Consider the following 12,874-nt stretch of genomic DNA (forward strand, 5'->3'; position numbering starts at 1 on the left):
GGGCGCAGCCCCTACCTCGACTCGTCGAGGTGCTCCATGAACGTGGTGCCCGTGTAGTGGGAGCGGAACAGACCTGCCTCCACCAGGCGTGGCACCAGTTGCTCCAGCACGCAATGCAGGGACTCGACGGAGCCGCCGGGCGCGGCCAGAAAGCCGTCGATGGCGCCGGCAGCGCTCCACTCGGTGATCTGCGCCACGGCATCGTCCACCGTGCCGACCACTTGCCAGTGCGCGGCGGAGAGGATTTCCGGCCGCTGCAGCAGCTCGTCGATGCGCAATGACTCGCGTTCCATCAGGCGCCTGAGCAGGCCCGCATGCGTGCGGCTGGACGGGGTTGCCACGGGCGGCGGAAGGTCGGCTGCGGTGATAGGCCGGTCTGCGGGCCAGTCCGTCAGGTCCAGGCCGACCATGGCCTTGATCGATGCCAGCTTGCGGCCCCTGTCCACCCGGCCGTGCGTCTGCTGGAACATCTCCCGGGCCTGCTCGCGGGTGTCGGCCAGGTACAGGCTCAGGCCGGGCAGCAGGCGCACATCCTGCGCCTGCCGCCCATGGCGCTGTGCGCGCCGAGACAGGTCCCGGCGCAGCTCCAGCGCCGCGTCCAGGTCCGGCGTGGGGGCGAAAACAATGTCTGCCACCGATGCGGCAAAGTCGCGCCCTGTGCTGGACGCGCCCGCCTGCACCAGCGGAATGCGCGGGCCGCCGAAAGCCGGCAGGTTCAGGGGGCCGCGCACCTTCAGGTGCGGTCCCTCGTGGTCTATGGGGTGGACCAGCGAGGCATCGGCGTAGCGGCCGCTGTCCCGGTCGATCTTCAAGGCCTCGTTGGGAAAGCTGGCCCACAGCCGGCGCACCACGTCGGTGAACTCTGCGGCCCGCGCGTAGCGTTCATCGGCATCGGGCATGGCCTGCAGCCCGAAGTTCTCGTGGCCCTGCAGGGCCGTGACGATGTTCCACCCGGCGCGGCCGTTGCTGATCCAGTGCAGCGACTGCAGCTGGCGCGCCACCGCATAGGGCGGGAAAAACGTGGTCGATACCGTGGACACCAGGCCGATGCGCGAGGTCTCGCGCGCCAGCGCGGCCATCAGCACCGTGGGGTCCAGGCTGGCGAAGCCCGCGCCCGTCTCCAGCGCCTCCATGGGCAGAAAGCTCACGTCCGGGCGGAAGACGAAGTCCAGGTGCGCGGCCTCGGCGCGCCGGGCCAGGTCCAGGGCGAAGTCGCTGGAGTACAGCCCTTCGATATTGCTGCCGGGCCGCCGCCAGGCGTCGCCGCTCAGCCAGGTGGGGGCCAGCGAAAGGCCGATGTGCAGGGGTTTGCGGGTTGTCATGTCTGCTGTCACTCCCATCTCAGAACGTTCCGCGCACGCCCACGCCGATCATGCGCGGCGCGGTCATGCTGGCCTCGATGCCGCCGATACCGCGGTTTTGCTGCAGATACGTCGGTGCGCGCCTGTCGAAGACGTTCTTGATATAGCCGTACAGCTGCACGCGCGCGCTGTAGGCATAGGTCATGCGCAGGTCGGCGATGGTGTTGGAGCCGACCGCATAGGCGCGCGTGTTGGCGGTATCGGAGTAGTAGCCGTCCAGGTGGCGCACCTGGCCGGAGACATTGAACCGGGGGCTGGCGTCCCAGCTCACGCCCAGGCTCAGGTTGTAGCCGGGCGAGCGGGCGAATCGGTTGTGCTCGTAGCCGGGGTTGCTGCCCATCTCCTCGATGCGGGTTCGCAGCACGCCCACGCCGGCCTTGATCCGCAGGTTGTCCAGCGCGCGGTAGTCGGCGCCCAGCTCGAAGCCGTAGGCATGGGCCTTCTCCGCGTTGATGGTGTAGGACTGGGCCACGCCCGGGGAGATGACCACGGGGATGTTGTACTGCGCGTCCCGCATGTCCATGTAGAACAGGTTGGTGTTGAGCATCAGCCGGTCATCGAGCAGGCTGGCGCGGCTGAACAGCTCGTAGTTCCAGATCGACTCCTTCTTGAAATACGCCCATTGCCGGCTGGTGAGGTTCAGCGACACACCGCCCGGGTTGTAGCCCCGGCTGACCAGCGCGCCCACGGTCCAGCGCGGTGTGGCGGCATAGGCCAGGGACAGCTTGGGCAGCAGCGCCGAGAAGGTTTTCGTGTAGTCGAGGGCGGTGGGTGCCAGCACCGAAGTGCCGGTGCGCACCACCTCGTCCTGCTGGTAGCGCAGGCCGCTGGTCAGGGTCCAGCGGTCGGCCAGGCGCCAGTTCAGCTCGCCGAAGACGCCCAGGTTCTTCTTCGTGTCGTCGAAGGCGGACAGGCCGCGCAGCAGCAGGCTTTCGTCCGTGCCGGTGCGCGCGTAGTAGACGCCGCCGAAGCCGCTCAGTCGGTCCTTGTCGCTGCCCACCAGGGCGCGGAACTCATTGGAGACATTGTTCTGGCGGATATCGGCATCGCCCTCGCCGGGAATGCCGGTATAGCGCTGCACGGACGAGCGCGAATACTGGGACTGGTTGACCAGCCGCACGCCGTTGCCCAGCTCGTAGCTGAGGTCGAGGATGCCGGTGTCGGTCTTCTGCTTCCAGCTGGGCATGGTCGTGGTCCAGTGCTCCAGCGCGCTGAACGGAGCGGACGCTGCCTCCTGGCTGGGGCGGTTGCTGTCGCTGTGGGAATAGGTGAACTTGGCCTCCAGGCCGGGAACGCTGCTGGGCAGCCACAGGAACTTCATGCGTGCGTTCAGCGCGCGGAAATCCTGATCGGCCTGGCCCCGCTGGAACTGCGGATTGGTGTAGTCGATGAAGGTATCGCGCCCAGAGTAGTCCACGGCCAGCCGCGCGGCCAGCTCCTCGCCCACGGGGCCGGAGACGGCGATGGACGCACGCCGCGAGTGGTAGTCGCCCGCCTCCAGCTGGTAGGCCCCTTCGCGCTTGAAGCTGGGGTCCTTGGTGTTCACGACGATGGCGCCCGCAATGGCATTGGCACCCTGCGAGGTGGTCTGCGGGCCGCGGAACACCTCGATGCTCTCCACATCCCAGACCGAGGTCGCGCCGAAGAACATCTCGTTGTAGTTGAGGTAGTGCCCATCCAGGTTGATGGTGGCGCGCGGCACCGTGCCGCCCCAGAAGACGTTCTGGCCGTTGTTCGGGCCCTGCGTGTCCTGCCCGCGGATGATGGGCGCACCCACCGTGTCGGTGTAGACCACGTTGGGCACATCGTGCAGCACCTCGTGGACCGAGGCATTGCCGGACTCCTGCCGGGCCAGGTCCTTGCCGGCCTTGACCGACACGGAGGAGGCCGTGTCCTTGAGTTCGCGCCTGACCTTTTCTCCGCTGACCACGACCGCTTCAAGCGCGTTGGATTCCCCCCCGGAACCCGACGCGCCCTGTGCGAAGGCGCCGGCCGGCGCCATCAGGGTAGAGAGTGCGATGGCGCCCGCCCGGGACGGGAGCCTGCGATGGAAACACAGCTTCACAGCATCTTCCTTTGATGAGAATGATTCGTATTTTTCAAAGGTCGCCATCATGCATTGAAATTCCACAGTAGGGAATGCATTCCCACATGCGGAAGAAAAAAACAGCGGCGAAATGGTGTGCGCGCACCTGTGCAGAGCCTTCGGCAGAGCCGGTATCATCGACACCGGCGGCGCCTGCGCCCCCACCTGCGATGCGCCTGGTACAGGCAAGAAAGCCCAGCCCTTGAAAACAACAACACCTCAGACGACAGCCGGCGAGAAGCGCTCCGGCACCATCCAGTCCGTCTCCATCGCCACCCGGTTTCTCATGGTCCTGGCCAATGCCGAAAGCGAACTGGCGCTGGGCGAGGTGGCCCGGCGAACGGGAACGGGGGGCTCCACGGCCCACCGCTACCTGCAAAGCCTCGTCAAGGAAGGCCTGGCCAAGCAGGACCCCGCCAGCGGCCTGTATGACCTGGGCAGCGCGGCGCTGAGCATCGGCATTGGCGCGCTCAAGCGTGTTGATGCGGTGGAGATTGCGGCGCAGCGCATGAAGGCGCTGACGCACAGCCATGCGCTCAGCGGCGGCGTCGCCATCTGGACCGACCGGGGGCCCACCCTGGTGCGCTGGTACCGCAGCGCCTACTTCTCGATCAACCCGCTGGCGCTGGGCGACATCCTGCCCATAGACAACACCGCCTGCGGCCTGGTGTTCCAGGCCTTCCTGCCCAAGGCCACCATCGACGCCGCACGGCGCCAGCAGCCCGCCCATTTCCGTGGCAAGCCGCCGGCCAAGGCCGTGCTCGACGAAGTGCGCGAGCGCTGCTGGTCCGAGATGACCAGCCACCTGCTGTCCAACGTCACGGGCCAGGCGGCGCCGGTGTTCGATGCGCAGCATGAAATCGTCTGCGCGGTCACCACCGTCTCGGACCTGGGCCAGCTCAAGTCGCCGCAAGACCGGGTCGCGCTGTTCCGCGAGGCCAGCCTGATCAACCAGTCCACGGGCGGGCGGGCCTTCAGCGCAGATTCGCCTTGAAAGCCGCGCCGGGAAGAATGCCCGGGCGCCTCAGTTCCCTGCGGCACGCTCCATGGCATTCACGGCCCTGCGCCCCCTGGGCACCACCAGCGGCGTCCCCGACACAGGGTCTGCCATGATCACGGCCGGCAGGCCGAACACCTCCTGCACCAACTGCTCCGTGAAGATCGCCCCGGGCGCGCCCTGCGCGGCAATGCGCCCGTCGCGCATGGCGATCAGGTGCGAGGCATAGCGGCACGCCTGGTTGAGGTCGTGCAGCACCGCAACCACCGTGCGGCCGGCATCGTTGAGATCCGCCAGCAGCTCCATCAGCTCGATCTGGTGGGCGATGTCCAGGAACGTCGTGGGCTCGTCCAGCAGCAGGATCGGCGTCTGCTGCGCCAGCACCATCGCAATCCACACCCGCTGGCGCTGGCCGCCTGACAGCTCGTCCAGCAGGCGGTCGGACAGCGCTGCCACATCGGTGGCCTGCATGGCCTCGGCCACGGCCTGCTCATCCGCGTCCGTCCACTGCCTCAGGAAGGATTGATGGGGGTAGCGCCCCCGCGCCACCAGGTCCACCACCGTGATGCCATCGGGCGCCATCGCGCTTTGCGGCAGCAGGCCCAGGCGCCGCGCCACCTCCTTGGCGGGAAATTGCGAGATGTGCCGGCCATCGAGGATGACCTGCCCGGCCACCGGCACCAGCAGCCGCGACAGCGCGCGCAGCAGGGTGGACTTGCCGCAGGCATTCGGCCCCACGATGACGGTGAAGGAGCCATCGGGAATGGCAAGGGACAGGCCCTGCGAAATCGTGCGCTCGCCGTAGCGCAGCGTTACCGCATCAGCACTCAGGCGCTGCGTCATGGCCGGTCATTTCCCACAATCGATAGGTCCTTCGGTGTTTGCAATGTGGAATGAATTCTACAATACGGAATACGCTGAAGACGCCGCCCTGGCGCCCGGCCCCGTCGCTTCGGATCGAGATGAACAGACTCCAACTTGCCGCCCTGGGCGCGGCCGCCGCACTGGCCGTGCTGGCCTGTTTCGCATGGTTTCCACGTGCCGCCGTTCCCGTGGCGGGCGCCGCACCGCACACATCGGATACATCGCCTGCGTCGCATACATCGGGTACATCGGATACGCCGGCTGCAGCACACGCAGACCATGCAACGCTGCCCCGGCGCATCGTATCCACCTCGCCCAGCGTGACCGGCATCCTGCTGGCCATCGATGCGCCGGTCGTCGCGACCGCCGCGACCACGCCCAGCCGCATGACCGACGACAAGGGCTTTTTCTCGCAATGGGCCGCCGTTGCCGATAAGCGCGGCGTGCAGGTGCTCTACCGCAACCTGCAATTCGACATCGAGGCCGCCATCGGCGCCAGCCCCGACCTGCTGGTGGCCTCCGCCACCGGGGCCGACAGCGTGGCCCAGCACCGCACCGAACTGCAGGCGCAGGGCGTGCCCATGGTCGTGGTCGACTACTCCAGCCAGTCCTGGCAGGACATCGCCACCGAGCTGGGCCGCATCACGGGCCATGCGAAGCAGGCCGCCGCAGCCATTGCCCGCTTCGATGCCCATGTGGCGCAGACCGCCGCCTCCATCACGCCGCCGGCCCAGCCCGCCAGCATCGTCGCCTACAACCTGGCCGGCAGCTACTCCATAGCCCGCGCCGCCAGCCCCCATGCGCGGCTGCTGGCCGCACTGGGCTTCAAGGTGGAGGGCCTGCCGCCCGCGCTGGCCGCCCAGGTCACACGCGCCTCGGACTTCGAATTCATCTCCCGCGAGAATCTCTCGGCCGCCATCACCGGCGACTCCGTCTTCCTGCTCGGCGCCTCGCAGGGCGACGTGCAGGCCTTCCTGGACGATCCGCTGCTGGCCAACCTGCCCGCCGTTGCCGGCCGGCGCGTCTATCCGCTGGGACCGACCTCGTTTCGCATCGACTACTACTCGGGGCAGCAGATGGTCGACGCCGTGGCAAGCCATTTCCGCTGAGCCATGCGTGCACGGCTCCAAGGCGCGGTGGCTCGGCCTGCCCAGCGCTCCTGTTCGCGCTCCTCCCTGCTCTGCAGGCGTTGGCTGGGCCTTGCAGGCGGGCTGCTGGCGCTGGCCATCATCGCCGTGCTCGGCATCACCGTCGGCTCGCGCGACATTGCGCTGGCCGACATCCTCGGCGCGCTGCGGGCTCCGGACCTGCGTGATGACCAGCACCTGATCGTCAGCCTGCTGCGCATGCCCCGCACCGTGGTGGCCATCCTGGCCGGCATGGCGCTGGGCGTGGCTGGCGCGCTCATGCAGGCCGTCACCCGCAATCCCCTGGCGGAGCCGGGCCTGCTGGGCGTCAACGCGGGTGCGGCGCTGGCCGTGCTCATCGGCATGACGGCCTTCGGCCTGACGTCCGTGCTCCAGTACGTCTGGTGCGCCTTTGCCGGCGCGGGGCTGGCGGGCGCTGCCGTCTTCGCGTTCGGCCAGTTCCGGGGCGCGGGCGCGCACCCGGTGCGCCTGGTCCTGGCCGGGGCCGGCCTGTCGGTCATGCTCACCTCCAGCGCCGGCATTATCCTGCTCAACGCGCCCCCGGAAGTCTTCGACGGCTTCCGCCACTGGGCGGCCGGCTCCCTGGAGGGCAGCGGCTATGCCAGCGCCGCCGTGCTGGCGGCTGCCGTGGCGGCAGGGCTGGCGGCGGCCTGGGCCATCGTCGGCCAGCTCAACGCCATGGCGCTGGGGCATGACGTGGGCCTGGCGCTGGGTGTCAATGTGCGCGCCACCGCGCAACTGGCCTGCCTTGCGGTCATGCTGCTGGCCGGGGCGGCCACGGCGGCCGTGGGGCCCATCGCCTTCGTCGGCTTGGTGGCACCGCATCTGGCACGCCTCTCGTGCGGGCCGGACTACCGCTGGATACTGCCGCTGTCCGCGCTCTACGCGGCGGTGCTGCTGCTGGGTGCCGATGTGCTGGGCCGCGTCGTCGCGGCACCTGCCGAAGTGGCTGCGGGCATCGTCGCCTGCCTGATCGGCGGGCCGTTCTTTGTCTGGGTGGCGTGCAGATACCGGTTGAGCAGGCTATGAAGACCTCCGTGAACGCATCGGTTGTGCGCTGGGGAGCCTGTTCGTTTCTCTGGCGGCCCAGGCCGCTGGCCGTGGGCATGGCGCTGGTCGTGCTGGCCCTGGTGTTGGGTGTGCTGCTGCTGGGCACGGGAACCCTGTCCCTCAGCCCCGCCGAAGTGCTCGACAGCCTGCTGGGCACGGGCTCCAACCCCGCAGCAGAGCGCATCGTGCAGCGGGTGCGGCTGCCGCGTGTCCTCACGGCCGTCTTCGTGGGCGCGTCTCTTGGCATGGCGGGTGCCATCTTCCAGTCCATCTCCCGCAACGCGCTGGGCTCGCCGGACGTGATCGGCTTCACCACCGGCGCGGCCAGCGGGGCGATTGCGCTCATCGTGCTGGGTGACGCCGGGCCGCTGTGGACATCGCTGGCCGCCGTGCTGTCGGGCATGGCCACGGCGGCGGTCGTGCTTGCGCTGTCCGGAGGGCGGCGTGCTGCCGGCGGCTACCGGCTGGTGCTGGTGGGCATAGGCGTGGGGGCCACGCTCTCGGGCCTGAACACCATCTTGCTGGTCATGGGGGACCTGGACCGGGCCGTCGCCGCGCAGCGCTGGCTGGCCGGCTCGCTCAGCGCGCGGACCTGGGCGCATGTCGTGCCCGCCGCGCTGGGCTTCATCGCCATCGTGCCCGTCGTGCTGTGGTGCGCCCGCCGCATCAACCTGCTGGAGCTGGGCGACGATGCCGCCACCCAGCTCGGCGTCAACGTGCCGCGCACGCGGCTCACTATGGTGATGGCTGCAGTGGCCCTGACCGCCATCGCCACGGCAGCGGCGGGGCCCATCGCCTTCATCGCGCTGGCCGCGCCCCAGGTGGCCAGGCGCCTGGGCCTGTCGCCCGACGTGCCCCTGTTCACGGCGGCAGCCATGGGCGCCGTTCTGCTGCTGGCGGCCGACATGCTCAGCCAGTGGGCACCCGTGCGCCTGCATCTGCCCATCGGGCTGGTGACGGGGCTGCTGGGCGGGGTGTATCTGCTGTGGCTGCTGTTTCGCACACGCAAGGGATAGACGGCCGTGCAGGGTGCAACGGGCGCAGACCCAGTACCTGCGGGACTACCTGACGCCGCGCGCCACCCCAGGCCCCGCCACGGTGTACACATGCCCGGCCTCTTCGGCAGCCACCTTGGCCGCCTCGCTGCGGCGCACCTCCGCCTGGTCCTCGTACTCGCAGTTCATCACCCGGGCTTCACTGCCCGCGAACTCCGCCAGCGATTCAGCGCTGTTGCGAATGGTCACCAGCGCCTGCGCCACCACGTCCAGCCGCTGATGGCCCTCCGGGATCTCCAGCCATGCCAGCGCCAGCTGGGCCAAGGCGGAAACCTCGGCACAGCCTTGCTGCACGAAGCGGTCCATTTCATACAGCGCTGTTGCGAGCTTCTGGGCGTGGGTGTTTTCGGGGGGAGGGGATGGGGGGATGTGCTTCATGGGTTGCTGCTCCTGTGTCGAAGCGCCGTGCTGCGGCGAGGACGGTCCGTAGCGATTCGTGGCTGCAGGCTAGAAAACTACGCAACTCGTAGTATCGAGAATACAGCATAACTACGAGTCTCGTAGCTTTTGGAAAGCACGAGATGTCAGACGCAGATGAACAATGGGGCGCGAGGCTCAAGCAAGCTCGGCTTGCAGCAGACCTGTCCCAAAAAATGCTGGGAATTGAAGCGGGAATCGATCCGTTTGTGGCGAGTGCGCGAATCAATCGCTATGAGCTGGGGAAACACAAACCGGACTTGCTGACTGTGCGCAAGTTGGCGGAAGTGCTCAAGGTTCCGATGGCGTTTTTCTATTCGGATACGGATGATGAGGTGGCGGAGTTGTTGCTCAGTTATGGGCAGGCGAGTAGGGCGGTGCGCAAGAGGGTTAGCGAAGTGTTGAAGGGGTAGAGGGGGCGGGTTGCCTGGAAGGCGGCTTGCAAAGCAGGCATCGCGCTCGCTTCAAAGGAGTCATTCGCCCAGGACCTAAAACGCACACTGGTGCCCCGTGAGTGGCACGGCGAAAAATGGCGAAACCCTCCTGGCGTTTTTTTGCTTTCCCAAGCTTTCGACAGCAGCGTTTTCTCGACACTGAGACGGGTGCGGAAAGGGTAGAGAGGTTTGTCTGCGCGTAGACTTATGCGATGCAGAAACATGACGATTCCACAGCGCCGCTTTACTTGAACCTGCGCCAAGCTGATGCGCTGGATACCGTGGATGAAAGCGGACTCTCGGACTACTTGTCTGATCTCGCGCCTGAAATTGGCTGGATCATCATCTACTTCAACTCGCTGGAAGATGAGGTCTCGGGTTTCATCCGTGAAGCCATCCTTCGAGATGCCACACAAGACGAGCGAATGGATGTCTTCCTGGCCGGCATGCTGTTCTCTGCGAAGGCACGAGCGCTCCTCGATCTGTATGGCCAGATGATCGAGTATGGCGGCCTGGCAGTTACCCATGAGGATTTACGCAAGGTAGACACGCTGCTCACAGAGTGCGCGAATCGTCGCAATGAGTACGCGCACGCAGACTGGATCGGAATGAAGCTTGGCGGATACGTGCGCGTCAAGCTGCAGTCCAAACGCACTGGCATCAGCCACCGCTATAAACGCTATGACTTAACGCGGGTACAGGGAGATGTAGACTTCATCAGCGAAGCACGAGATGAGCTCTATGAGTTCAACGAGCGCTTGTGGAATCAGCTCCGTGCGCATGGGCGAGTGCCGGTCGAGCAACGGTAGTTGCGATTTAGCGATGAAGGTCCGCCATACGCCGATCTATGGCTGTCACTATCCGACTAAGAACAGAAGTTCTAAAACGCTGGTCAGGTGACAGCTACTCACTTTATCTGAATCAAACAATGTTTTTTGATACACCAGCGAGTCTATTAAGACCCATTCACAGCTTACTGAAGTCACCTTTTGAATTCGCAGCAGGGGTGAGCATCTCATCCAAGTTGCGAAAGCACCTGTTTATGAGGAATGACTTCGAAGATCTCCTCGCGCTTGGCTGCCTATTTGATGAGGCTAAGGATGCCTTGAAGCCGTTTATGTCGTCACTGCGGATCAAGCTCCAAGATGAGTTCTCGTTGCATATTGCAGTTGAAGATGATTTAAATCAAGTATGCCAGCGTGAATTTTTGGGAGTTTCCCCTCAATCCATTTCCATGGATAGTGCAAGATACGTCACACACATCAGCGTGCAGTGTCAGTTGGAACGGCTTTACGACCACTTTCAATTGAAGCGTTCGGGCCAGATGAAGCCCCTGAGCGCGATCGAATGCGTAAACGCCATTCGGTTTCTGATGCTCAGCGAGGCGCTGGCTTTGGCACTGGCTGGGATTGCCTCTGTTAAACGCTGTCATGAGAAATTCGAACTTCGTGCTTGTAATCCAGTAGCACGAGAAGCGCTTCGACGTACATGGTTTGCTCGGATGGCTGATCAGTCTAGTCATGCGGCAACCATTATTCTTGCAAATCAATTGGCGCAAGCGGGAGCCAAGCATGTGCGCGATGTACAGCTCCTTACCGAGCGGCTCCTCGATCAAGATCTGTCACTTCCTTGGAGTCAAGTGCCCTCCGAAGGACGAGCTTTGCAAAGCGTCCAACAGATTTATGCCGCGGTGGAGGTTGTGGCTTTATTGATGGTGCTTGGTCAGCGTGGGGAGTCCGTCATGATGAGGGGGCCTGAACTGATCCAACGAGGACTGGACTTCAGCAAGCTTTCTGCCCTAGTTCGTCGCCAAGACAACGCCCTGATAACCGATCAATTTCTAATGCGACAAGGCAATTCATTGAGCCTGCGAATTGGGAGTGCCTCCAAAGGTTTGCGAACGCTATTTCGTCAGCTAGAAATAGATTTTTGTGAACGTGATGCGCTAAGTAAACACGTGGGTGGAATTTTTTTCGAGCAAGTAACCATCAAGCAACGAATCGTTCAAGGGCGAGATTTCCAAGATCGATATGATGTCATAGAGGGGTTTAGTAGAGATAAAATTGTTGGTGGATATAAGAATAAATGTGATGTTGAGTTCATTATTCGAGATATACAGCAAAATCACTATTATTTTATTCAGGCAAAGCACGCGTTACTTGGCGAGACCGCTTTTTTACAGGCAATAATTGAAGCAGTACAAGGGGATATTGGCTACGGCTTGGGTCAATTGTGTGAGGCAAAGCGACTGCTTGACGAGGGTTTGCTGTACGATACTCTGAGAGCTCGTGGGATTAGTGACGCTTCTCCCAAAAACAGCACTTTTGTCCTGCTTCACAATATTGCACAATTCGATTATCAGGAATCGATGGCTGGTATTTCTTTGTACGATTGGGCTAGCTTTCGTAATTTACTTAAGGATGCAGAATGCCAATATGGTGGCTTGGATGGCCAACTTACATGGATTCGTCTTCAAAAGCCATTGATTGCTACGAACCCTATGTCTGTCATTGAACGACTTCTAACTGAGCATCCTGCGTACAAGCGGAATTTTCCTGATCCATGGGCACAAGAGCGGTCTACAATGAGTTACGAAGTTTGCGGCAAGTTGATTTGTGTTAGAGGTTTGGGAATTTGATTACATCGATCGGAAACAGATCCGTCTCTCTCGAGTGATCGATATAAATAGTCGTAAGTTGTGTCAGTTCTGGCTCCGCAGGTTGCTGATGGAGCCTAGCCCGAAGTGATAGGTTAAAAAGAAGCTGTGTTCGGCAGGATCTGGCCGCAACCCGCTCCCCACCAACCGCCAAAACCCTCACCCAAACAACCCCCCCTCATCCAACAACTCAAACGCCACCTCAGGCGTCCTCTCCATCCCCCGCCGAATCGCCGCAGGAATCGTCTGCCGAGTCTTGCTGCACAGCCCGCGCATGGGCAGGACCTCGATCTGGATGCCGCGCACGGTGCGCACTTCGCTGGCGCCGGGCTCGATGCGCACGCGGATGCCGAGCTGCTCATACATGCGCTGCTCCACATGGCGCAGGTCCTGCAGGCTGGTGATCTGTTCGAGCCGCTGCAGCAGGCGTTTTTCCTCTTCCTTGGTGAGTCGCAGGATGCGCTGGTCAGCCATGGAGTCGGCGAGCAGGGCGTCGTGCTCGCAGATGCAGGCGCCCGGAGGGCAGGGGACTCGGATCGGAATCTGAACGGGAAAGCTCATCGATGCCCAAAGGAGAGCCGCCCCGGCCGGGGCGGTGCAGGCCATGCTAGTTCAAGGCTGCAGCGGGGCCAAGGGGAAAGTCCTGGGCGCGCCCGCTGCCTGCGCCTGCTGTCTCTTCCCCCTCCCGTATGTCCGCGCCTGCGTCGTGGCGGTTGCGGGGTTGCAAGCCTGCCGAAGGACAGGCTTGCTTCGTCATCTGACTCGCCGTGATGTTTGAGTGAAGCGCGCAGCGCGCAACGAGTTTC

General features: G+C 63.9%; 12 protein-coding genes. 7 read left to right on the forward strand and 5 right to left on the reverse strand.

Annotation, left to right across the window (positions count from 1 at the left end; translation table 11 throughout):
• Positions 1-11: 11 nt before the first annotated feature.
• The gene (locus tag ACM14_RS20995) at positions 12-1,322 is read right to left on the reverse strand and encodes an NtaA/DmoA family FMN-dependent monooxygenase (protein WP_065347212.1); all 1,311 of its coding nucleotides are present in this window, start codon (positions 1,320-1,322) and stop codon (positions 12-14) included.
• Between the two features lie 19 nt (positions 1,323-1,341).
• Positions 1,342-3,291: a TonB-dependent receptor gene (locus tag ACM14_RS21000; protein WP_254662110.1), complete on the reverse strand. Its 1,950-nt coding sequence runs from the start codon at positions 3,289-3,291 to the stop codon at positions 1,342-1,344.
• A gap of 358 nt (positions 3,292-3,649) precedes the next feature.
• Here ACM14_RS21000 and ACM14_RS21005 point away from each other — a divergent pair, with 358 nt between their 5' ends.
• A complete protein-coding gene (locus ACM14_RS21005; RefSeq protein WP_012204987.1) occupies positions 3,650-4,441 on the forward strand; it encodes an IclR family transcriptional regulator in 792 nt (263 codons plus the stop codon).
• 30 nt (positions 4,442-4,471) lie between these two features.
• Here the strand turns inward: ACM14_RS21005 and ACM14_RS21010 are convergent, their stop codons facing one another.
• Positions 4,472-5,287, reverse strand: coding sequence for an ABC transporter ATP-binding protein (locus ACM14_RS21010; protein ID WP_065347214.1), 816 nt, complete (start codon positions 5,285-5,287; stop codon positions 4,472-4,474).
• A gap of 119 nt (positions 5,288-5,406) precedes the next feature.
• Between ACM14_RS21010 and fepB the strand changes: the two genes are divergently transcribed.
• From fepB to ACM14_RS21025, 3 genes are read left to right on the forward strand one after another with little or no spacing between them, the layout of a single operon-like run.
• The gene (fepB, locus tag ACM14_RS21015) at positions 5,407-6,417 is read left to right on the forward strand and encodes a Fe2+-enterobactin ABC transporter substrate-binding protein (protein ID WP_065347215.1); all 1,011 of its coding nucleotides are present in this window, start codon (positions 5,407-5,409) and stop codon (positions 6,415-6,417) included.
• 3 nt (positions 6,418-6,420) lie between these two features.
• The gene (locus ACM14_RS21020) at positions 6,421-7,485 is read left to right on the forward strand and encodes an iron ABC transporter permease (RefSeq protein ID WP_065347216.1); all 1,065 of its coding nucleotides are present in this window, start codon (positions 6,421-6,423) and stop codon (positions 7,483-7,485) included.
• Positions 7,482-8,522, forward strand: a complete 1,041-nt coding sequence (locus ACM14_RS21025; protein WP_065347217.1) for an iron chelate uptake ABC transporter family permease subunit — start codon at positions 7,482-7,484, stop codon at positions 8,520-8,522. The genes ACM14_RS21020 and ACM14_RS21025 overlap by 4 nt, the downstream gene beginning before the upstream one ends.
• A gap of 45 nt (positions 8,523-8,567) precedes the next feature.
• Here ACM14_RS21025 and ACM14_RS21030 read toward each other — a convergent pair whose 3' ends face one another.
• Entirely contained in the window at positions 8,568-8,939 is a 372-nt protein-coding gene (locus ACM14_RS21030; RefSeq protein ID WP_065347218.1) for a hypothetical protein, read from the reverse strand.
• Between the two features lie 143 nt (positions 8,940-9,082).
• Between ACM14_RS21030 and ACM14_RS21035 the strand changes: the two genes are divergently transcribed.
• The 3 genes from ACM14_RS21035 to ACM14_RS30850 all read left to right on the forward strand — a co-directional run bounded on the left by ACM14_RS21035 (position 9,083) and on the right by ACM14_RS30850 (position 12,050).
• Positions 9,083-9,391 (forward strand): helix-turn-helix domain-containing protein, encoded by a 309-nt coding sequence (locus tag ACM14_RS21035; protein WP_065347219.1) that lies wholly within the window; start codon positions 9,083-9,085, stop codon positions 9,389-9,391.
• 233 nt (positions 9,392-9,624) lie between these two features.
• A complete protein-coding gene (locus ACM14_RS21040; protein ID WP_065347220.1) occupies positions 9,625-10,221 on the forward strand; it encodes a hypothetical protein in 597 nt (198 codons plus the stop codon).
• Positions 10,222-10,259: 38 nt separating this feature from the next.
• The gene (locus tag ACM14_RS30850; protein ID WP_254662112.1) at positions 10,260-12,050 is read left to right on the forward strand and encodes a hypothetical protein; all 1,791 of its coding nucleotides are present in this window, start codon (positions 10,260-10,262) and stop codon (positions 12,048-12,050) included.
• 177 nt (positions 12,051-12,227) lie between these two features.
• Here ACM14_RS30850 and ACM14_RS21050 read toward each other — a convergent pair whose 3' ends face one another.
• Positions 12,228-12,629 (reverse strand): hypothetical protein, encoded by a 402-nt coding sequence (locus tag ACM14_RS21050; RefSeq protein ID WP_065347225.1) that lies wholly within the window; start codon positions 12,627-12,629, stop codon positions 12,228-12,230.
• Positions 12,630-12,874: the final 245 nt, after the last annotated feature.

Origin of the sequence: Delftia sp. JD2 (assembly GCF_001682645.1) — a bacterium.
Lineage (GTDB): Bacteria > Pseudomonadota > Gammaproteobacteria > Burkholderiales > Burkholderiaceae_C > Comamonas > Comamonas acidovorans.

Coding starts and splice junctions, on each gene's coding strand:
- ACM14_RS20995 (WP_065347212.1), bottom strand. CDS start 1,322: ATGACAACCCGCAAACCCCTGCACATCGGCCTTTCGCTGGCCCCCACC.
- ACM14_RS21010 (WP_065347214.1), bottom strand. CDS start 5,287: ATGACGCAGCGCCTGAGTGCTGATGCGGTAACGCTGCGCTACGGCGAG.
- fepB (WP_065347215.1), top strand. CDS start 5,407: ATGAACAGACTCCAACTTGCCGCCCTGGGCGCGGCCGCCGCACTGGCC.
- ACM14_RS21020 (WP_065347216.1), top strand. CDS start 6,421: ATGCGTGCACGGCTCCAAGGCGCGGTGGCTCGGCCTGCCCAGCGCTCC.
- ACM14_RS21025 (WP_065347217.1), top strand. CDS start 7,482: ATGAAGACCTCCGTGAACGCATCGGTTGTGCGCTGGGGAGCCTGTTCG.
- ACM14_RS21030 (WP_065347218.1), bottom strand. CDS start 8,939: ATGAAGCACATCCCCCCATCCCCTCCCCCCGAAAACACCCACGCCCAG.
- ACM14_RS21035 (WP_065347219.1), top strand. CDS start 9,083: ATGTCAGACGCAGATGAACAATGGGGCGCGAGGCTCAAGCAAGCTCGG.
- ACM14_RS21040 (WP_065347220.1), top strand. CDS start 9,625: ATGCAGAAACATGACGATTCCACAGCGCCGCTTTACTTGAACCTGCGC.
- ACM14_RS30850 (WP_254662112.1), top strand. CDS start 10,260: ATGGCTGTCACTATCCGACTAAGAACAGAAGTTCTAAAACGCTGGTCA.
- ACM14_RS21050 (WP_065347225.1), bottom strand. CDS start 12,629: ATGAGCTTTCCCGTTCAGATTCCGATCCGAGTCCCCTGCCCTCCGGGC.